Genomic DNA, 22,692 nt, shown 5'->3' on the forward strand with positions numbered 1-22,692 from the left:
ATAAAAAATTCAAACAGCTATTTAAAATAACACATTTACTTACAATACTACATTTTATACTATAATCTATAGAATTCCAAGTAATTTTTTCTATTGCCACTTTTTCTTGTTATCTCTAATTTTATTTACTGCTTCTTTTATTATATTTACTACATATTCTACATCCTCTTCTGTAGTTTTATAACCTAAAGTAAGTCTTAAAGAACCTTTTGCTAAATCCTTATTTAATCCTATAGCCATTAAAACATGTGAAGGCTCCAAAGCGCCTGCAGAACATGCACTACCACTAGAGGCACATATTCCTTCACTATCTAGCAGCATAAGCAGTGTATCACCATCTACAAGATCAAAACTTACATTTATGTTCCCTGGTAATCTATTTTCTCCTTCTGCTCCATTTAACTTAGTTTTAGGTATATTTAAAAGCTCTTTTATCATTTTATCCCTTAAATAAGTTAATCTTCTTCTTTCCTCTTTCATGTTTTTCTCCGCTAATTCTATAGCCTTTCCCATGCCAACGATACCCATAACATTCTCTGTACCAGCTCTTTTAGCTCTTTCTTGTGCTCCACCATGAATTAAATTATCTACTTTTATGCCTTTTCTCATATAAAGTGCACCTATTCCCTTTGGACCATAAAACTTGTGTGAAGCCATGGAAAGTAAATCTATATTCATCTTTTTTACATCTATAGGTATGCTGCCTACTGCTTGAACCCCATCTGTATGAAAAATAATTCCTTTATCTCTGCATATACTTCCTATCGCCTCTATAGGCTGTATACTTCCTATTTCATTATTAGCAAACATTATAGATACTAATATAGTTTTATTTGTAATAGCATTTTTAACATCTTCTACCTTTACTATTCCAAATTCATCTACAGGTAAATAAGTAATTTCAAAACCTAATTTTTCTAAATACTCACAACTATGAAGTATGGCATGATGTTCAATAGCTGTAGTTATTATATGATTTCCTTTATTTTTATTGGCTAAAGCAACACCTTTTAAAGCCCAGTTATCAGCTTCAGAACCTCCTGCAGTAAAATATATTTCCTCTGCATTGGCATTTATGGCATGAGCTATTCTCATTCTACTTTCATCTATAGCCATTTTAGTTTTTCTAGATATTTTATATATAGATGAAGGATTGCCAAAATAATCTGTTAAATAAGGCTTCATCTCTTCAATAACTTCTTCTTTCATATAAGTTGTAGCTGCATGATCCATGTAAACTTCTCTAGACATAAATTTATCGTCTCCCTAAACTTTTATTTAATATAGTAACAATTTCCAAAAACAATTCAGAGTAAATTACTATGATATTACTATTTTATTTTTAAAATTACCTTTTGTCAATATAAAACGTATTAAGTCTATTTAGGCATATGAAAGAAAATAGCAAGTCAAAGATGTTAGTATATTTTGTGTCAGACAAGGAAACAGGTTCCGCTGATAGTTGTTCTATCAAAGGGTTCTGTTGACGCAGTATGACGCAAAATATACTAACATACTGACTTGTTATTTTTTTGAATATGCCTTATTCTAGATTTACAAGAAATACTGCATATAAAAATAATGCGAAGTTTTGCTCCGCATTATTTTTATTAAGTTCAACATTGATAGTTTTACACAAAACTATCAATTACTTGATTTATCAATTTTCTTATCACTACTCTTCATAATAAAGTACAATGGAATTCCTATTACCATTGCTCCAAGTCCCCATGTAATCTGAATTTTAGTTGCTTGAGTTAAAAGCCAACAACTAACACCTACAGATAATATAGGAAGAACTGGTCCAAAAGGTACTTTAAAAGTAGATTTCATTCCTTTCTTTCTAAAAATTATAACAGCAAGACAAGTTGGTATGTATTGTGTAAATCTTGAAATTGCACTTATTGCTGCAAGTTGTGTAAAACTTCCTGATAAAGCAATAGGAATAGTTAAAACTGCAGTTACTATACTTGCTATATAAGGAGTACCCGCTTTATTTTTTTTAGCTATAATTCTAGGTAAAAGTCCATCTTCAGCTAAAGCCACAGCTGATCTTGGAAGTATAAAAGATTCTGCTATATTTATACCACCTATGGATACTAAAGTACCAACTGTAACTAAAAGTCCTCCAAAGCCTCCTAAAAATGTAGCTGCTGATTGTGCTACTGGAGTGCTACTTGCTGCAAGTTTTGCGCCTAATGTTCCTATAGATACTGCTTGAATTAGTATATATATTATTGATACCAAAACCATAGTTATCATAATTGCTATAGGTAAGTTCTTTTTAGGATTTTCCATATCCTCAGCTGCTACTGCTATACCTTCAAAACCAGTAAAAGCAAAGAATATTAATATTGCTGTAGCACCAAAACTTGATGGAGTTACTTTAGTTGGAAACATAGGTACAAAGTTTCCTCCTTTTATAAAGAAAATACCTACTGCTATAAATAACACTAGTGGCACAAGTTTTGCTATAGTCATTATATTATTTAAATTTTTTGCAAAATTTACTCCTAAGATGTTTATAATTGATAAAACTAAAATTATACCTATTTCTATTGAATTTTTAATTAAAGGATTAGATGCTGCTGGCCAAATATTAGATAGTGCGGTAGTAAATCCCACTGCAAAAGTAGCCCAAGCTATCATACCTACTACCAATTTCATAATTCCTACTTCAAAACCTACAAATTCACCAAAAGCTTCTTTAGCATAAACATAAGGTCCTCCATTTTTATTAAATAAACCTGAAACTTCTGCAAAACACAATGCCATGGACATTACTAAAATCATATCGAAAACGTATATCCATATACTACCAGGTCCCATAAGCTTCATCGCTTTTCCTGGAAGTAAAAATATGCCTGTACCTATTACACCATTGATACCAAGAAGTATTATACTCCATAAACCTAATTTTTTATTATCTCCCATTTTTAATCCCCCTTATTTGATATTTGTACTAATTTTTTAAATAAACCAAGCATTATTTCATTGCCTTTTCTAGCCATCATTTCTGGATGCCATTGAATACCTATGACAAAGTCTTCCTCCTTTTCTATAGCTTCTATAACTCCATCTTTTGCTTTAGCTGCTACTCTAAATCCTGGTGCTAAATCCTTTATTGCTTGATGATGAAAACTATTTGTTGTCACTTTTTCTCCTAAAATATCATATAATTTTGTTCCCTTTACAATTTCTACACTGTGCCCAGCAACTTCTGGTCTGGATTCCTGTACATGTTTAATATAGCAGCCCTCTATTTGAGATAAATCTTGATAAATGGTTCCACCTAAAGCTGCATTTAAAATTTGTAATCCTCTACAAATACCTAATATAGGTTTATTTAGCTCCACAGCTGCTTTAATGACCATGAGATCGTATTCATCACGCTCAGGACATAAAAATCCCTGCTTTTGTGAAGGTTCATCACCATAAATTAATGGATTAACATCATATCCTCCAGATATTATTATGGAATCCACAGCTTCTATTTGTGTTTTTACTCCTTCATAATCTGAAATTAATGGTAATATTACGGGTGAGCCTCCTGCTCTTGCAACTGATTGAACATAGTCATTATTTACATAAGCTCTTTCATATCCAGGAAACATTCCTCCTTGATCAATTAGTAAATTTCCTACTATTCCTATAAGTGGTTTTTTCATAATGTCATCCCTCCAAATTTCTTATGTAATATTCTATAGCAACTTTTATGCCATAATAAAACGTAATCAATCTTTGTAAATTAATTTTTTAATTAAGAAAAACTATAAAAAGTTACTTTAAACTGAGAATTGCACAGAAAAGCTTTATTTATTCAAAGATTAATTTAGTTTTAATTTTAGTTCAAAACTAAATTTTCTCAATTATCAATTAGTAAAACCTGCAGTATTTTTATATTAAAACCTTTTTTATTTGGAAGATTAAATATATTTTCTATATAAAAAAGGAAGCAAAACTTAATTCCGCCTCCTTTTTTAGGTTAAATAGGATATTATTATATCCTATTTTTAACCCATTCAATAAATTTTTTCCCCTTTACTGTTATCTCACTACCTTTTCTTCCTACACTAGAAGTGATTAAATTTAATCCATTTAATATGGTTAATATTCTCCTTATTTCTGCTTCTGTTACTGATATATATCTTTCCTTCAAAATTGTTTCAATGTTTTTTCTCCCAACTCCCTCATTTAAAAGATTTTTTTCTTCTATTATTCTCATAATTTGAACGGAATTTGTTAAGCTGCATTTACTTTTTATCATTTCAAATTCCTTTTGAAAATCCATGTTTCTATTTAAAATATAGAAAGGTAAATTTTCTAATTTTACTGTTATATCACTCATAAGTTCTATATATGCAGATACATTTTGAAGTTCTCTAACATTACCAGGCCATCTATAGTTTAGAAGAACATTTTTTACTTCATCAGAAATCTCTAACTTTTTCTTTGTTATAAAACCTTCCATTATACTTATAATATCATCTTTTCTTTCTCTAAGTGGAGGTATATTTATTGGAAGTACATTAAGCCTATAAAACAAATCTTCTCTAAACTTACCCTGCTGCACCATTTCCATAAGCTTTCTGTTAGTAGCAGATATTACCCTAACATTTATATCTATGACACTTTGAGAGCCTATCCTCATAACCTGTCTTTCTTGAAGAACTCTAAGTATTCTAGCTTGAAGCGACAGAGGCATATCTCCTATTTCATCTAAAAAAATAGTGCCATTATTAGCCTGTTCAAATAAGCCTATCTTTCCTTCTTTTAAAGCCCCTGTAAAAGCTCCTCCTTCATATCCAAAAAGTTCACTTTCCAAAAGATTTTCTGGAAGTGCAGCACAATTTATAGCTACAAAAGGCTGTTTAGCTCTAGGTGATGCATTATGTATTGACTGAGCTAATAATTCTTTTCCTGTACCGCTTTCTCCAATAATTAATGCTGTAAGGTCTGAAGATGCAATTTTTCTAGCTAAATTAATACATTCCTTCATACTAGTAGAGCAAGTTTTTATATAATCAAAATTATACTTAGCCACTAAACCTTTATTTCTAAGCTTTTTACTTAAATTTTGCTCTAACTGTTTAATATATGTAACTTCCTGCAAATTAAAACAAAATCCTATATTTTCTGACAATGATTGTACTACTTGTTTATTAGCATTTATCTTTTTATCTCTAAATTCCAAAATCTCATCCCTTAAAATTTCACCTCTAAATGCCTCCATAAGATTTATATCTAAAACTGATGCTAATTTTTTACCTTTTATATCTCCATATATATTAAAAATATTTTTAAAAGCATTATTGCAAAATATAATGGTTTCCTCATTATTTATAAGTAGTACTCCCTCTTTAGATATATTTAACACCATATCCAGCTCTTCTTTTTTTACAAATAACTCCTTGTAGCTTTCCTTTATTCCTGCATTTAAATTTATTAAGTTATCTGAATATTTTATAAGTCTTTCGCTTACATTTTTATCCTCTATATTAAGCTTATTCATTATTTTTAGGAAAGTTGATATATCTATATGTCTATTCCCTACATTGATTATAGTTTGTATATAATCTGGCACATATTTTTCTTCATCTGGAGTTATAGCTATTTTTATATCTTCATAATGTTTATCCTCTTCATAAGGAATAAGTTCTAAATTATTTACACCTATATGCTGAAGTGAATATGCCATTTCTATGGTAGTTTCCCTATTATCATTTACCACTAGTACTTTTGTATCCTTTGGAAGGGTAAATATCTTATAAATTTCACTGCCTTTTAATGTTCTTTCTATTACTATTATGTTTTCTTTATTTAAAACATTTTTTTCACATTGAAAACTCTTTTCTTTTGCCATAAATAAAACTATATCATCTTTTATAATATAGTCATCTTTCAAATCACTTATGTAATAGTTATTTATTTTTATAATATTTTTAAATATATCTTCTAAATTTTTCTTTAAAAAACTTGCTACAGATGATTTACTATTTGTTACAATACCAATAGTTTTCATGAAATTTCTCCTTATATCCTAAGTATTCATAAATTAAACTTTTCCTTATAATTTTAAATATAATTGGTTATCCACTTGATTCCATTGACATTCTTTATTCCAAGACCATATTCATCACCCAATGTAATTTTTCTTTCATCAAATATAGCTCCACCTTCTACCGGATCTTCACTACAAAGTACCGGTCCATCTAAATCTATTTTTGTTATAATACTTTTAGCTGCTGCCAAGTGAACTGCTGCAGTGACACTTACTTTAGCTTCCAACATACACCCTATCATGCATTGTACTCCATAGATTTCTGCCATTGAACAAATTTTTAAAGCATTATATATTCCTCCTGTTTTCATAAGCTTTATGTTCACTAAGTCTGCTGCTCTCATCTGCATTATCTTTAAAGCATCCTCTGGAGAAAATACGCTTTCATCTGCCATTACAGGTATGGGCACATTATCTGTAACAAATTTTAACCCTTCAATATCATGAGCTTTTACAGGCTGCTCCACAAATTCTATTTGGAGGCCTGCATCCTCCATTTTTCTCAAAGTGTAAACAGCTTCTTTAGGCTTCCATCCTTGATTGGCATCTATTCTTATTCTAACATCATATCCTACTGCTTCTCTTATAGTCTTCATTCTTTTTATATCTATTGAAGAATCTACTCCAACTTTTATTTTTAAAGTATCATATCCTCTTTTTACTGCTTTTAAACTGTCACTGGCCATTTCTTCAGGACTATTTACACTTATAGTTATATCTGTTTCTATTTCTTTTCTGTATCCTCCAAGAAGCTTGTATAAAGGTGCATTATATTTTTGACCATATAAATCATATAGTGCTATATCCACTGCTGCTTTTGCACTGGTATTTTTTATCACACAATTGTTTAAAGTCATCATAATATCTTCAAAATTTTCTATATCCTTACCTACAAGAGATTTCTTTATATTATCTTCTATAGCTCCTATTATAGCTCCTGTAGTATCCCCTGTTATCACTCCTGTAGGTGGTGCTTCTCCATAGCCTACCCTACCAGTATCAGTTATTATTTTTACTATTATATCTTCTACACTATTTACAGTTCTAAGTGCCGTTTTAAAAGATGTTTTTAACGGAACAGATATTCTTCCTATTTGTATATCCTTTATTTCCATAGTGAACTCCCCTCACTTTCTTAATTGTCATTTTCAAAATAATCATATACTTGCTTTGAAGTTCTACATATTAATTTTCTAGCATATCCATCACTTTTTGCTTCATAAGTAAACATTACAAAAATATAATCTCCTACTTTCTCACTGTAGACTATACCCGCATCATGCTTTAAACAATTTAAATCTCCAGTTTTATGAGCAATTTTTAAATCATCTAACATATCCATTCTCATCATGGAAAAATCAAGCTGATAACTCAACATATCTATCATAAGCTTATCCTCTTCTTCTCCTACTAAATTGTAATTATATAGTCTTTCCAATAATGAGAATACATCATAAACAGAAGTGTAATTATCTCTTCCACATGTAGCACCTTCAAAGTCCATCATTTTTCTATCTAATGTGGTATTTTTAAATCCTTTTTCGTTTATAAAATTGTTTATATTATTTATACCTAAAAAATCTATAAGTACATTAGTGGCAGTATTATCACTTTGAATCATCATGAGGGTAACTAAATCTTTAATACTGTATTCTTTCACAGAATTTAAAAGAGATACTATACTAAATGGTACTTTTTCAGTATTGTTTATCTTTATTTTATCATTTAAATTTAATCTTCCCATCTTATATTTATTAAAAGCTTCTGCCATTATAAAAAGCTTTATAATAGACGCAGAAGGTACTACTTCATGAATGTTTATATAACAAGTTTCCTTACTTCTTAAATTTTTTACTGCCAAACTATATTTAGCTTCTGAATTTTTTAAATTACTTTTCAATAAGTCCCCTAACATAAAATCCCCCTTTACAAAATGAACCGCCTGAAAAATATATTTCGCACATGTAATTTGGACTTAATATAAGCATAATGCAACGCAAATAACCGAAGAAACGTTAAGCTGTATTCCGGCTGATATATACTATTATCCCTATTATCTTAAAAGCGTAGCTTGCAAATAGTAGTGATTTCACTAATTGTATACTACATAAAAATACAAATTATTTTCAAGATATTTTTATCAGATCTTCTAGAATTAAAGATTTATGCATTTTGAAATTGCAGTTTAATACTGTTGAATTAAAATTAAATTTATTATATTGAACCATCAGGTTTCGTCCTAATTTTTAAGATCTAAATTATAAAATTATCAATATCAATGTGTACAACTGAAGTTACTAGTTTGGATTTTAACTTTTATGTAGTGATATATGGTAAGTGTTTCATCACATTAGCTAAATTGTTTTAGTATTATTCTTAGCTCAAAATTTTTGAAAGCCTTAGAACTTTAGTCTTGTTTGAGGGAACCGAGTTTGACAAAGTTCTTAGGCTTTCAAAAATTTCGAGCTTTAGAATATTTAAAACATTTAGCAGTGATGAAACACTTACCATATATCATGGAGTAAAAGTTAAAATCCAAACTGCTACTGCACCTTTGTGTCACATTATTTTTAAACTGTGAAAGTCGAATATGCTATTTATTACACAGTTTCCAGCATATCAAGTAACTCATCAAATCTCTTTATAGTATCCTCCAAAGGCTTAGGTGTAGTCATATCCACTCCTGCTCTTTTCAATACATTTATTGGATAATCACTGGACCCACTCTTCAAGAATCCTTTATAAGCCTCTACTGCTTTTTCTCCATTTTTCAATATTGAATTAGCAAAAGAATGCGCTGCTGCATAACCTGTAGCATACTGATATACATAAAAGTCCCAGTAGAAATGAGGAATTCTTGACCACTCCATATCTATTTCTTCATCTACAATCATATCTGGTCCAAAATATTTTACATTTAATTCTCTCCAAATTTTACATAGATCTTTTGCAGTAAGTGGTGTGCCATTTTCTATTTTTTCATGGGTTATTTTTTCAAACTCAGCAAACATAACCTGCCTGAATACAGTAGTTCTAATTTGCTCCAATTCTTGATTTATAAGATAAAGTTTTCTCTTTTCATCCTTTTCATTTTCAATTAAATGATGTATTAATAAGCTTTCATTAGTAGTTGAAGCCACTTCTGCACAGAAAAGAGAATAATCTGAGTATATATAAGGTTGATTTTTTCTTGAATAATAAGAATGTATAGAATGGCCCATTTCATGCGCTAAGGTAGAAACATCATTAAGCTTATAGTCATAGTTTAAAAGCACATAGGGCATAGTATCATAGTCACCTGTAGAATAAGCTCCTCCTCTTTTACCCTTGTTTGGATATATATCTACCCATCCATCATTTATTCCTTCATCAAATATATCTAAGTATTCTTTTCCTAAAGGTTTTAATCCTTCTTTTACTATTTTTACTGCTTCATTATATTCTATATGTTCCTGCACAGTATCTATTAAAGGCACATATAAATCATACATATGCATATCATCAAGTTTTAAAAGCTTCTTTTTAATACTTACATACCTGTGCAATGATTTTAAATTGTTATTTACAGTATCGACAGTATTATTATAAACATCTAAAGGTATATCATTAGGCTTTAATGAGCATTCCATTGAACTTTCATATTTTCTAGTTTTTGATATAAAAATAAAGTTCTTAATATTTGATGTAAGTGATGCTGCTAAGGTATTTTCATATTTTTTATAAGTGCCAAATAAAGCTTTAAATGCTTCCTTTCTAACAGTTCTCTTCTTAGATCGTATAAAGCTCGAATAATTTACATCTGTAAGTTCAACCTTTTTTCCCTTTTCATCTTTTATTTTTGGAAAAGTCATATCTGCATTGGATAACATACTATAAACTTTTTCTGGAGCATTTAAGCAATCTGATACTGAAGCTATAAGTTTTTCTTGCTCCACACTTAAAGTATGAGGCTTCTTTTTTAAGATTTTTTCTAATAAGAACTTATACATATTTAATTCTGGAACACTTTTTATGAATTTATCTATAGTTCCTTCTTCTAAACTTAATATTTCAGGAATGAAGAATGCTTGCATACTTTGTATTTCAGCATTATATTCAAATATTTTATCTTTTAAAACTTGAAAAGTAGGATTAGCAGTATCTTCATCGTTTTTCATATGTGCAAAAATAGCTAGTTTTCCTGCCAATCTTGAAACTTCTTCATCTAACTTGAAATACTCTAAAAGCTTTTCCCCATCTGATAATTTACCAGCATATTCACATAACTTTGGTGCAACGCCCTTTAACTTTTTAAAATCCGCTTCAAAGCTTTCTATATCTTTATATATTTTCTCCACTTTCCATTTATCTTCTTGTAATATCTCATCTCTTTTTTTAATCTGTGACATATTAAATTTTACTCCTTTTCTATAATTATTAATCTGGGAAATTTCATAATTAGTTTTCCCAAATTTTACTTTAATTATATCATTAACAACATTTTTACTCTACAAAAGGAGTACGCAAAATAACTTTCTTAATATTGAATAAAATATTAATTTAATATTAGAATACTAATTATATTAATATTAATTCTATTATAGAATTAATATTAACTTAAATTTATAAAGCTTACTATAAAACTAATAAATACTTGAAGCAAATTAGATACTCAAAAAAATAAAAATATTCAGGAGGATTTTATGAAATCTTTAAAGTATATTAAAAACATTTTAGCTGGTCTATATTTAAGTCTTAAGAGATTTCCTTTAACCATGATGTTCTCATTTTCCGTATTCTTAACACTTATACTAATATCTGAAACTAATTTTAAAGAAAATACCTTAACTAGATTAGCTATGGTACTTGCACTAGAAATTCCCATCTCTCTTTGCATAAAGTTATTCTTTGAGAAATTCAAAGAAAAAAACATATATAAACTCACATCAGCTTATTTATGTGGAATTTTACTTTTACCCCTTTATTACTTTTTATTTTTAAGAGACCTAGGTATGGTTTCTGTTACAAGATACGCTGCTATAAGTATTTCACTATATTTAGTTTTTTTATTCTTACCTTACTTTCTAAAAAAAGACCAATTTGAAATGTATGTTATAACTGTTTTTACAGGTTTCTTTATTACTGTAATTTACTCAATTGTACTATACTCTGGACTCTCCGCAATTTTATTTACAATAGATAAATTACTTGGAATAAGAATTTTAGGAAAAATTTATTATTACACATGGCTGTTTGTAGTTTTCATATTTTCTTTATCATACTTTCTTTCAGGAATACCAATTAAACATGAAGAAATATCCGTAAAATCTTATCCAAATCTTTTAAGAATACTCCTTTTATATATTGTAATGCCACTTTTAAGTGCATATACACTAATATTATATATATATTTTGTAAAAATAATAATTACAGCTAACTGGCCTATTGGTTTAGTTTCACACTTAGTTTTATGGTATTCAGTTATTGTTACAATAGTGTTGTTTTTTATTACTCCTATAAAAAATCATAATCCATGGCAGAATAATTTTTTGAAGATTTTTCCCAAAATTATCATACCTCTTATTATAATGATGTTTATTTCCATAGGTATACGTATAAATGCTTATGGATTGACAGAAAAAAGATATTTTGTACTTATATTAGGCATATGGTTGTTCTTTATAATGATATATTTAGCATTTAGTAAAACAATTAGAAACATATTAATTCCTTTTACTCTGTCCATAGTTGTTTTAATTTCAGTATTTGGGCCTTTAAGTAGTTATTCTATTTCAAAAATGAGCCAAAATAATAGATTTGAAAAAATTCTTTTAAAAGATAATATGATCAAAAACGGAAAAATACAAAGTTCTCCTAATATTTCTAAAGAAGATAAGTCTGAAATTAGCAGTGTACTTGATTATTTTAATAAAAATCATAATCTTGCAGAGGTGAGATATATTCCTAAAGGTTTTAAATTAGATGATATGAATAATGTATTTGGTTTTTCTTTCGTACCTCAAAGCTATGGTTCATACATGGGCTACTTTAATTTTATAAGAAATCAATCAGAAAAATGCATTGATATAACTGGATATGATTACCTTTTTAATATGAGAAGTTTAGAAGGTGGACCAAATACTTCAAATTCTTCTATAAATGCTTCATACAATTATGAAACCTCTGTTATAAAATTAAATTATAAAGGTAACCAAATTTACTCTAAAAATTTAAGTTCTTTTGCAAAAGATCTCATTGATAAATATGGTATGCTTTCAAAGGAAAATGAATTACCCCCCGAGGAAATGACACTAACCGAAGAAAATGAAAAAATAAAAGTTAAATTTATATTTTTAAATATATCTGGTAATAGAAATGATCCAAATAACAACATTAATGCTAAAGAAATCAACTTTTATATGCTTGTTAAAATTAAATAAAATTTACTATATTGTAATGTTTATTATTAACTCAACTTTTGTAGTTTAAAAATAATGCGACGCAAAGTGAAGTGAAAGTTTTGATTTTAACTTTTACTACATGATATAGAATAAGCGTTTACTCACTGCTAAATGTTTTCAATTAGTCTAAAGCTCAAAGTTCAGGAAAACCTAAGAACTTTGCCAAACTCGGTTCCCTCAAGCAAGGCTAAAGTTCTAAGGCTTTCCTGAACTTTTCGCTAAGACTAATAAGAAAACAATTTAGCTAATGTGAGCAAACGCTTATTCTATATCCCTACATAAAAGTTAAAATCAAAACTAGTAACTTCAGTTGTACACATTAATATTGATAATTTTATAATTTATCTCTTAAAAAATTTAGGCGAAAGCCTTCAGAATAAACATATATCAGCCGTAATACAGCTTAACATTTCTTCGGTTACTTGTGTCGCAATGTGCTTAATTTAAGTAACAATTTTATGTGTGTGAAAGTTGAATTATCAATACCACACCTCTTTTTATATTTGAAAACCTTAAATTAACATTATATTATTTTACCATTAACCCCTGCCAATAATTTACAAGCCATTTTCCACTTTCATACATAAATACTGCTTTATATTGGTCTATACTACCATCACTTAAATCTTTAGCTGCTATAACTACTTCCATTCTATTATTAGAACTTGTTTTGCTTACAACTTTAGCATTTAGTATATCAGGAGGATAACACCCTAGCTGTCCAACCTTTTTACAATATGCTCCATCTATTTCTCTTAATTCTAGCATGTTCATAATTCTATTACTACCTAATTCAGTATAATATTCATTTAAATAAGAAAAAAGCTTTTCTTTACTATTAAACTTATCTTCCAATCTTTGATAATATTTTCCGTCCTTAGTATGAATTACAGGCATATGGTTAGCTTCTACTACTGGATAACCTAACTTATCCGCATTATTTATGAGAGTTACTGCTTCGCTATCATTCAAATATTCAATGCCCTGTACAATACTATTTGCTGATTCTTCTGAAACTACTCCACTTCCCCCCAAAACTATTACACTTTTATATTTGTCATGTTGATCTTTCACTGAAGACATTACAGAAGAATCAACGGAAGTTCCTACTAAAATTAATGGAGAGTTACTTGATGCTGCAAGTACACTGCCAGATAGTGCATCTGGATAGTTCTCACCAGATGCTACATAAACTTTATCATAATTAAATTTATCAGCGAAATGATTTAATATAGCTGAATTTGTAGCATATCTACTATTTCCTCCGAGTCTTGTATTATTCTTTAATTGTGAAGCAATTTTATCATTTACAACACCAGTTCCACCAACTACATAACTCTCAGTATAAGATTTACTGTCTAAAAAATTTTTAACTGGTAATGATAAATCCTCCTTATCTGTTAGTAGTATTGCCATTCCTTTTTGCGCTGCAATTGGAGCTATAGATAATGCATCTGCAAAGCCATAGCCGTTAGTTACTACTACACCTGTTGAACTTTTTAAATTTTTAGCTACTTTTACAGCTGTTTCAAACCTATCTTTCCCACATATTCTGGTAGTTTTAATATTCATATTTTCTAATTTGGATTTTACATTATCAGATACAACTCCAGTTCCACCAATAATAAATACGTTTTTTACTTTGAGATTTGATAATTGTTTTTGGGCTCCCGAACTTAAATTATATTTTTCAGTTAAAAGTATAGGCGCATTATACTGCTTAGCTAAAGGAGCAGCACACAGTACATCTGCAAAACCTTCCCCACTTGCTATTACCGCATACTCAGATGATGTCCAGCCTGAGTCTACAATTTTAAAATTAGTTTCATACCTATCATTTCCCCATATCCTGCTTTGCAGAGAAGCTGCTCCTACAGCATTTGATGCAAAAAATACTGCACAGGATATAGCTGCCGCGGAAACAATGATTAGTAATCTTTTTCTCATATTTGTCCCCCTTATTATAATTTGTTATAAACACTAATATATAATAATTATCTCCATGTTTAATATATGTTCAAAATTCAAATTTGATAAACATTTTTGTTATAAATAAGTGTAATTTTTAAGACACAAAAAGGAGTTTTCCAAAATGCATATGTATGCCTTTTGGAAAACTCCTTTTTCATAACATAACTAAAACTAAGACTTTGTTTTCAAAAATGTTATGTGTAACTATTGCTTTCAGATAATATACACCTATATTAAAAATTTTTGTGTGCTTTAACTCTTATTATAATTTATCATTTCTATGTCTTTTTGAACTCTTTTTATCTTCATACATTTTTTCATCTGCAACTTTTATTAATTCTTCTAAAGTAACTCCATCATCAGGAAATAATGAATACCCACAGCTTATTCCAGTATTTTTCTCTGGTACTAGTTTAGAAATTAAACATTTTATTTTTGAAATAATTTGTTGTAATTCCTGAATATCTACATAACTTAAAAGTATAATGAATTCATCTCCCCCAATTCTAGCAACATTTCCTTTTAATCCTATTGTATCTGTTATAATTTTAGTTGCATGATTAATATATTTATCTCCCTGTAAATGACCAAAATTATCATTAACTCTTTTTGTACCATCAAGATCACAAAGAACAACATAAAAATAATCATCTGATTTTGAAACTATGTTATACCTATTTTCTATTCCCTTTCTGTTAAGCGTACCTGTCATAGGATCAGTTAATGCGATTTCCTCAAACTTTTCGATTGTTTTCTTCGTATAGTCACTCCACAATATCACACCTAATACATATATAATTGCGCCCAAAGTAAAGCTTATTTTTATTATTATATATGCAAAATGAGAATTACTAAAATTATTAATCATATCAACAAAAGTTGCAATATTAATTAAGCTTAACCCACCAATTAATATAATGAATGTATATGTTCTAAATTTCCACCTTTTCTTTGTAAAAATTAGTAATCTTATCATATAAAAAAGAAGTATTGTGGTAACTAAATAAACTAAAATTTTTTGAAGCTCCATCATAAAAGACCTCCAACTTTTTACATTCGTTTTCCATTTAACTCATATATATTCATGATTTCTTATTATACTCCTTTATATTATGTTAAATTTTATAGTAAAATTTAATATGCTATTATATCATGAATACCTGCTCTAATACTACCATTAACTTCAAAGTCGAAGTAAAAAACATCTACATCACTAGATAAGCTAATATTTAAATTTATATAAATATTAATCCAAATCAAGTTTAATTTGATTATTGTTTATCTCTTTATACCTAATTTCAGCAGCTTCTATGGCTTCCACTCCCGTTTTGCATAAAACGTTTATACCTTTAACTATTGTTACAATAACAAATGCTTCTACCAATTCTTCCACAGTAAGTCCTGCATCTATTGCTGCTACTGCATGTGCTTTTGCACCACTTACTTCATCATCTAAAGAATCTAATATTGTAAAAATTAACTCTTTAATTTTATTTGGTAGGTAACCATTTTGTACTGATTCTCTCATTGTCAAATATCCTTCCAGTCCTTGCTTGGAATACTTTGATAATATTTCTGCAAATGGTGGATTCCATTTTAACTCTTCTTTATAATATTTAAGCAAATCATCTGTCTTACTCAATCTTTTCACTCCCCTATTTTATATACCCTATATCTATTCTTTACATATTCCACTCTTTTAAAAACTGTTCTAAATAATTTTCCATAAATTTATGTCTTTCTTCAGCAATACTTTTTCCCGTTTTAGTATTCATTAAATCTTTTAATAATAAAAGTTTTTCATAAAAATGATTAATAGTAGTATCCTCACTATTTTTATATTCTTCAAAGCTGCCGTAAACCATAGGTTTAATATCAGGATTATATATTTCTCTACCTTTAAATCCACCATAGGCAAATGTTCTTGCAATTCCTACTGCTCCTATAGCATCTAACCTATCTGCATCCTGTACTACCTTTCCTTCAATTGATTCTTGATTAGAATTAGTTGTTCCACCTTTAAAAGACATTGTTCTTATTATTTTAGCAACTTTATTAATAACATCTTCTTGAACTTTTAGATCTTTTAACCATTGTTCAGATAACTCAGCTCCAAGGTCAACATTATCTTTATTAAACTTCCAATCTGCAATATCATGCAGTAATGCTGCTAATCCCACTATAAATAAATCAGCATTTTCTTTTTCACCTATATATTTAGCAGTTCTGTAAACTCTAAGTGTATGCCACCAATCATGTCCTGTAGCTTCTTTTTTTAACTTGTTTTTTACATATTCTTTTGTCTTATCTATAATTATTTCTTTATCCATTTTTCCTCCAAAGCTTATTTAAAATTAGGCTATCCTAAAGTTAAAACTATTTTGTTATATTTACATAATATAATTTCAAGACCAAATTCATTACTTTTTTTGAAGAGTGCTTTTAAAATTTATGTTTAAATGGGAATTCTTTTTTATATTATGAAACATTATTGCTAAAACCGCTAAGGCTGAAAACAATAAAAATATAGGTATAAAAAGCAATACAGCTTTGGTAGAATACTTTATTGAAATTAGCCCTCCCATTAAAGGTGCAACAGCAAAACCAATACTTCCCACAGTCCCTTGAACTCCAAATAGTAATCCTCTCCTATTAACAGGAGTATCTTCTGTTGTAATTGACATTATTACAGGCTCAACCCCTCCTGTAATAAAAAATACAATACCAAAAATACCTGTAAATAACCATAGTTTATTTGTATATGCAAGAGGTAGTGCAAATATGGCGCCCAGCATTAAATATATCACTAATAATTTCATTTTATCATATTTATCCCCTAACCTGCTTAAGGTTAGTCCAGCCAAAGCTGTTGTTAAAGCTAAAAAACCATTTATCAATCCTGTAATTCCTGCTATACCCTTGGTAGTATTTTTAATTTCTTGTACATATATTGGAATATACGGATTAAATATAGTACGTCCTATTCTTATAAAAAGAAGCACTACTAACATTGAAATAGCTGTAGCTGTAAAAATTGAAAGCAACGGTACTTTTTCTTTTTCCTTATTTTCTTCAACTTCAATAGTAGATTTCTTATCTTCTTTTACAAGAAACAGAACCAGTAAAAAGTCTAAAAACATAAGAATCCCACCAACTATAAAACTTACACGATATCCAACACATTCTGCTACAAAACCTCCTATTACAGGTCCAACAGATTGTCCAATAAATGTTGAAGAAGACAAAAAACCAAGTGCAAAAGAAAGTCTACTTTTGGGTGTATTAGCTGCAACTAAAACTATAGCCGCAGTAACCGTTCCAGTAAATATCCCCTGTAAAAGCCTTAAAATTATTAGTTGATTTACATTAACAACCATTCCTGTACCTGCAATTATAAATGAAGCAAACAACATAGCTCTTATAAGCATAAGTTTTCTACCGTATTTGTCCGAGATAATTCCCCAAATTGGTGACATAACGGCCATAGTTACTGCTGGTGCTGCATTTAAAATCCCTGAATACAATTTAACATCATTTGGCGACGTAATTCCTAGCTGTTGTATATAAAATGGTAGAAATGGCATTCCAAAATTGAAGCTCATTATAGATAAAATTTGTGAAAACCAAACAGTATAAAGATTTATTTTCCAACGTTTCATTATTATTTATCACCTGATTTTCAAATTATAGCAAATAGTAATATATTAATATCAAAACTTTAATATTGCCTTCTTATTTGCCTAATGTCATCAGGATCTCACTTCCCTTCCTATTATTACAATTTTTAGCTTATATATTAATTATTATAGCATCAACCATATGTGTTTAAAAGTTTTGGAAGTGGCAAGATTTTTATTAACACTATATATATTTTTCATTTTCTAACCATCTAACTGCCTCTAAAATATTTGTTGCTATAAATTCTGCATTACAATTATTCCATTTATGTCTATATTTTTCTAGTGCATCTTTTCCTGCCCCAGTTAGTACTAAAATTTTAATAGAATCTACCTTTGAAGCTGCCAACATATCGCTCCATCTATCCCCAATAACTAAACATTTTTTTAAATTCAAGTTATGTTTTACAGCTGCTTTTTCTAACATAGCAGTTTTGGGTTTTCTACAAATACATCCTTCACTTTCATCATGTGGACATATACAACAATCATCAAAACCAAAACCAGTAAGTTCTTTAATAAAATCTTCTTTTGTCGCTTTTCCTTTTGAAATTCCTGGTTGATTAGTAAATGAAATTATTTTTATCCCCTTTGCCTTTAATATTTTAATTGCTTCTACCACAAATGAAAACAATTGAAATTCTCCTGGATAAACTACTTCATCAGTACCTCCTATAGTTCCATCCCTATCTATAAAAATAGCTTCTAGTTTCTTGTTAGATATTTTAGAATTATAATCTTTTATATTCATATAAAATTCCTTTCATTTAACTTACTAAACTAAAACAACTTTTCCATCAAAAAAGTTTTAAACTCATCACCTTTAAGTTCATATTCATTTCTTTTTACTATATTGAAACCGCATTTTTTATAGAACTTTAATGCTTTATCATTATTTTCTTCAACCTCCAAATGAATACTTTTCATATTCTTAAATCTATTAACAATATTTATTAGTATGTTTTTTCCTATTCCCTGGCTTTGATAACTTGGATGAATATATAGCCTTTGTATAAATACATCTTTATCTTTATCTTTATTCTTTACTGTAGCTAACCCAATTATCTTTTTCAAGTCATTTTTTGCAACAATAAATAATATATTAGTATCCTCAATTTCTTTTTTTAAATTTTCATAAGTTTGTCCTTTTTCTGTAATATACTTAATAGTTTCTTTAGAAAAAATTGACCCATGTGCAGTACTCCACACATAATTTAACAATTGTTTAATTTCTTTTGTTTCTGAAACATCCGCTTCACTTATGTTTATCATTTTATATTTTCCTTTCCTCATACGAAGTTTGCTAAAGCATTTTACATGCTATTTAGGTTACCTTTTTATCTATGGTATGTTTTTATAATAATCTCAATTAAATGAATCACTAGTTTATTTTACCATAATTATTGTATAAAAAATAAAATTTCTATCAACTAGGATAGAAATTTTTCAGATCTTACTTAGGCACATTTAATAAAATAACTAGTCAAAGATGTTAGTCTATTTTGTATCAGACAAGGAAGCAGGTTCCGCGGATAGTTGTTCTATCAAAGGGTTCTGCTGACGCAGTATGATGCAAAATAGGCTAACATACTGACTAGTTATTTTATTGAATGTGCCTTAAGGTATCTTCAAAAAAATAACAATTCCAAATGTTAGTCTATTTTTTGTAATACTGTGTCCACAGAACTCTTATATAGCTTAAGCTTCTGCGGTACCAATCTTCTTGTCTTACAAAAACATCCGTCACATATAGGACTAATTATTTTCTTTCAGATGCCTAAATTTAATTTTAACATTAACTATTTCAGCTTTTGTTCCTATCCTTATCGGAGGTCCCCATGTTCCATAGCCAGAAGTAACTATTAAATTAAAGTTATTTCTTTTAAGGTATCCATAATCATCTTCATACACCATTTTTGTAATAAAGTTATTTGGAAAAAATTGTCCTTTGTGAGTATGTCCAGAAAGCTGAATATCCACCTTTTCTTTTTCATCTTCCTCCAAATTAGTTGGTCTATGATTAAGCACTATAATTGGGAGCTCCCTATTAGAATCTTTTAATATTTTACTAAGTGGTTTAATCCCTTCTTTTTCTCTATCAATTCCTGCCGGGTCATTTCTTCCAACCACATAAAAGCTGTTATCAATTTTTACTGCAGTATCTTGAAGCATCTTAACATTGCCATTCTTCAAATAATAAAGAGTTTCTGGTAAATTCTTTTCTATATATTCATGATTTCCTGTAACACCATACACTCCATACTTGGATTTTATGTTTTTAAAAGCATTTGATGCATAACTTTTTAATTTTGTAGTACTGCTTTCATCCATTATATCTCCGCAAAAGAAAACTATATCAGGATTTAATGCATTTATTGAATTTACCATTTTATCAATGCCTTTTTCTTTAATACCAATTCCCATATGTACATCTGCAATCATTACAACATTAAGTGATGTAACTTTTCCAGCCTTTTTATTAATAGTCAGGTCATAGTTTGTTATCATAACATGATTGGCATTCCATAATCCAAAACCTATTATAATAAACACTACTAAAAAAACTGATAATCCGTTGCCATATAACCTACTTAAATAGTTCCTAACCTTTCCCTTATATCCTATTTTCCTTAATATAAATTTCATAATATCTACTATAGGAAATACTATAATAAGGTAAAATGTAATCGCAAGACAAATTACTCCAACAGCTGTAAATATTGAAGTAAATAAATTATTTACAGATAAAAAACTTCTAAGTAAAACACTTATAATATATGAAAGTGCTAAAGTCCAAAATATAAACCAGTACAATTTACTTCTTATCTTTTTATTCTTATATGAAAGTACACCTTTACCTTTTATTCCAATGTAGTAACACGACATTATATATAAAAACAAAAAAAACAAAAGCAAAAGAATTGTTCCAATAAATATTAATATACGCATTTAATAGTCCTCCGTCTTTAATTTGTGCTATTTTATCTAATAACACTAGCTATATGGATACATTTTGCTGTTGCATCTACATAGTACACTGAAACTGTAGTATAGTCAATAATAAAGTTTATACTGCAACATATTAAAAACTTTTAGTCGAAGTTTCATATTTTTTGCAATATTCAGTAATACTAGTGTACCTTGTTGGCACTTTGTGTTAAAATCATAAAAAAGATATTTAATCCATACTATTTTAAATATTAATTAATAATAATATTGTTTACAGAAATAATATGTAAATTTCACTTTACTAAAATTAACTTTACAGGAGGTATGTTATCATGAATTCAAGTAGTTATGAATCCTTATTAAACCAACTAAATGAAGGTAAAAAGGCCGCTATTGTTACAATAATTAATAATGAAAATAGTGAAAACTCAAATTTCCCTAGAAAATTTCTTTTTACTGAAGAAGGTTTACTAACTGATAATAATGACTATAATTTTCCCGATGCATTTTATGAAAAAGTTCAGTATGCTTTAGAATCCGGCATGCTTCAGTTTGGATCCTCTGAAAAAGAAATATATTTAATAGAACCTTACTTTCCTGAACCAAAACTAATAGTTTTAGGTGGTGGTCACATCGCCAAACCTTTAGTTGAATTTGGATCAAAGTTAGGATTTTCAGTTACTGTAGTTGATGATAGACCATCATTCGCTAACAGTAAAAGATTTCCAGATGCTAAAAATGTAATTTGTGAAAGCTTCGATAAATGTTTTGATTTAATTAACTTAAATCCATCCACTTTTGTAGTAATTGTCACTAGAGGTCATAGACATGATATGGATTGTTTAAAGCAAGTATTAAAGCATAATACAGCATATACTGGAATGATTGGCTCTAAACGAAGAGTTAGAGGTGTTATGGATCAATTAGTTAAAGAAGGCTATTCTAAAGAAAAACTCGACAAAGTTAATTCCCCTATAGGTCTTGATATAGGTGCAGTTACCCCTGAAGAAATAGCTGTTTCCATTATATCTCAAGTTGTTAGTTATAGAAGACTTGTTAATACCAAAAATGGCAGAAAAAAAATTATAAAGTCTAATTGGCCTGAATTTGATCGTGATGTACTTCTTGCGCTAAGTAAAGAAGAAAAAGAACCTAAAGCTATTATTACAATCATCTCTACTAAAGGATCAGTTCCAAGAAAAGAAGGAGCAAAAATGCTAGTTTATCCACATGGTAAGATTTTAGGAAGTATTGGTGGTGGCTGTAGTGAAGGTTCAGTAATCAATAGTGCTCGTTACATACTAAGAAATGGTGGTCATCAAATTCAAACCATAGATATGACAGGTTATGTTGCTGAAGAAGAAGGTATGGTATGTGGTGGAATAATGGATGTACTTATAGAACTATTTTAAAATTAAATAGTTCTATATAAAAATTTACTGTTAAATAAGCTTGTTTCAACAATTTAAGCATATTGCGACGTAAGTAACCGAAGAAACGTTAAGCTGTATTACGTCTGATATATGTTGTGCAGGAACACTCGCTTCATTTAAGAAGTTCTAATGCCTGAGATATTAAAAAATGCCTACCTCCT

The 22,692-nt window shown here is 28.8% G+C and carries 17 protein-coding genes; 2 read left to right on the forward strand and 15 right to left on the reverse strand.

Translation table 11 applies throughout. The annotated features are described in order from the left end of the window. Nucleotides 1–90: 90 nt before the first annotated feature. From nifS to pepF, 7 genes are all read right to left on the reverse strand, one after another. Nucleotides 91–1,251, reverse strand: a complete 1,161-nt coding sequence (gene nifS / locus HBE96_RS08995; protein ID WP_169297424.1) for a cysteine desulfurase NifS — start codon at nt 1,249–1,251, stop codon at nt 91–93. Between the two features lie 393 nt (nt 1,252–1,644). Continuing rightward, nucleotides 1,645–2,934 (reverse strand): APC family permease, encoded by a 1,290-nt coding sequence (locus tag HBE96_RS09000; RefSeq protein WP_169297425.1) that lies wholly within the window; start codon nt 2,932–2,934, stop codon nt 1,645–1,647. A 2-nt stretch (nt 2,935–2,936) separates the two neighbouring features. Further along, on the reverse strand, nt 2,937–3,668 hold the full coding sequence (locus HBE96_RS09005; protein ID WP_169297426.1) for a gamma-glutamyl-gamma-aminobutyrate hydrolase family protein: 732 nt from the start codon (nt 3,666–3,668) through the stop codon (nt 2,937–2,939). Nucleotides 3,669–4,000: 332 nt separating this feature from the next. Further along, on the reverse strand, nt 4,001–6,022 hold the full coding sequence (locus HBE96_RS09010) for a sigma-54 interaction domain-containing protein (protein WP_169297427.1): 2,022 nt from the start codon (nt 6,020–6,022) through the stop codon (nt 4,001–4,003). Between the two features lie 53 nt (nt 6,023–6,075). Then, on the reverse strand, nt 6,076–7,176 hold the full coding sequence (locus HBE96_RS09015; protein WP_169297428.1) for a dipeptide epimerase: 1,101 nt from the start codon (nt 7,174–7,176) through the stop codon (nt 6,076–6,078). A gap of 20 nt (nt 7,177–7,196) precedes the next feature. Further along, nucleotides 7,197–7,976 (reverse strand): serine hydrolase, encoded by a 780-nt coding sequence (locus tag HBE96_RS09020; protein WP_169297429.1) that lies wholly within the window; start codon nt 7,974–7,976, stop codon nt 7,197–7,199. Between the two features lie 685 nt (nt 7,977–8,661). Next, a complete protein-coding gene (pepF, locus tag HBE96_RS09025; protein WP_169297430.1) occupies nt 8,662–10,449 on the reverse strand; it encodes an oligoendopeptidase F in 1,788 nt (595 codons plus the stop codon). Between the two features lie 294 nt (nt 10,450–10,743). Here pepF and HBE96_RS09030 point away from each other — a divergent pair, with 294 nt between their 5' ends. Next, the gene (locus tag HBE96_RS09030) at nt 10,744–12,480 is read left to right on the forward strand and encodes a DUF4153 domain-containing protein (protein ID WP_169297431.1); all 1,737 of its coding nucleotides are present in this window, start codon (nt 10,744–10,746) and stop codon (nt 12,478–12,480) included. A gap of 549 nt (nt 12,481–13,029) precedes the next feature. On the opposite strand, the gene HBE96_RS09035 is transcribed toward HBE96_RS09030, so the two are convergent. The 8 genes from HBE96_RS09035 to HBE96_RS09070 form a co-directional block, all read right to left on the reverse strand. Further along, nucleotides 13,030–14,448, reverse strand: a complete 1,419-nt coding sequence (locus tag HBE96_RS09035; RefSeq protein ID WP_169297432.1) for a cell wall-binding repeat-containing protein — start codon at nt 14,446–14,448, stop codon at nt 13,030–13,032. A gap of 286 nt (nt 14,449–14,734) precedes the next feature. Beyond that, nucleotides 14,735–15,502 (reverse strand): GGDEF domain-containing protein, encoded by a 768-nt coding sequence (locus tag HBE96_RS09040; RefSeq protein ID WP_243186873.1) that lies wholly within the window; start codon nt 15,500–15,502, stop codon nt 14,735–14,737. Between the two features lie 216 nt (nt 15,503–15,718). Continuing rightward, nucleotides 15,719–16,114, reverse strand: coding sequence for a carboxymuconolactone decarboxylase family protein (locus tag HBE96_RS09045; protein WP_169297434.1), 396 nt, complete (start codon nt 16,112–16,114; stop codon nt 15,719–15,721). A gap of 40 nt (nt 16,115–16,154) precedes the next feature. After that, nucleotides 16,155–16,802, reverse strand: coding sequence for an HD domain-containing protein (locus HBE96_RS09050; RefSeq protein ID WP_169297435.1), 648 nt, complete (start codon nt 16,800–16,802; stop codon nt 16,155–16,157). Between the two features lie 90 nt (nt 16,803–16,892). Then, on the reverse strand, nt 16,893–18,131 hold the full coding sequence (locus HBE96_RS09055; RefSeq protein ID WP_169297436.1) for an MFS transporter: 1,239 nt from the start codon (nt 18,129–18,131) through the stop codon (nt 16,893–16,895). Nucleotides 18,132–18,333: 202 nt separating this feature from the next. Then, on the reverse strand, nt 18,334–18,900 hold the full coding sequence (locus HBE96_RS09060) for an HAD-IIIA family hydrolase (protein WP_169297437.1): 567 nt from the start codon (nt 18,898–18,900) through the stop codon (nt 18,334–18,336). Between the two features lie 29 nt (nt 18,901–18,929). Further along, nucleotides 18,930–19,421: a GNAT family N-acetyltransferase gene (locus HBE96_RS09065; protein ID WP_169297438.1), complete on the reverse strand. Its 492-nt coding sequence runs from the start codon at nt 19,419–19,421 to the stop codon at nt 18,930–18,932. A 483-nt stretch (nt 19,422–19,904) separates the two neighbouring features. Beyond that, complete coding sequence (locus tag HBE96_RS09070) at nt 19,905–21,098, reverse strand: metallophosphoesterase (protein WP_169297439.1); 1,194 nt, start codon at nt 21,096–21,098, stop codon at nt 19,905–19,907. 332 nt (nt 21,099–21,430) lie between these two features. On the opposite strand from HBE96_RS09070, the gene HBE96_RS09075 reads away from it, so the two are divergent. After that, nucleotides 21,431–22,510, forward strand: coding sequence for an XdhC family protein (locus HBE96_RS09075; RefSeq protein WP_169297440.1), 1,080 nt, complete (start codon nt 21,431–21,433; stop codon nt 22,508–22,510). The last annotated feature ends 182 nt before the right edge of the window (nt 22,511–22,692 follow it).

The organism is Clostridium muellerianum (genome assembly GCF_012926525.1).
Classification (GTDB): Bacteria; Bacillota; Clostridia; order Clostridiales; family Clostridiaceae; genus Clostridium_AM; species Clostridium_AM muellerianum.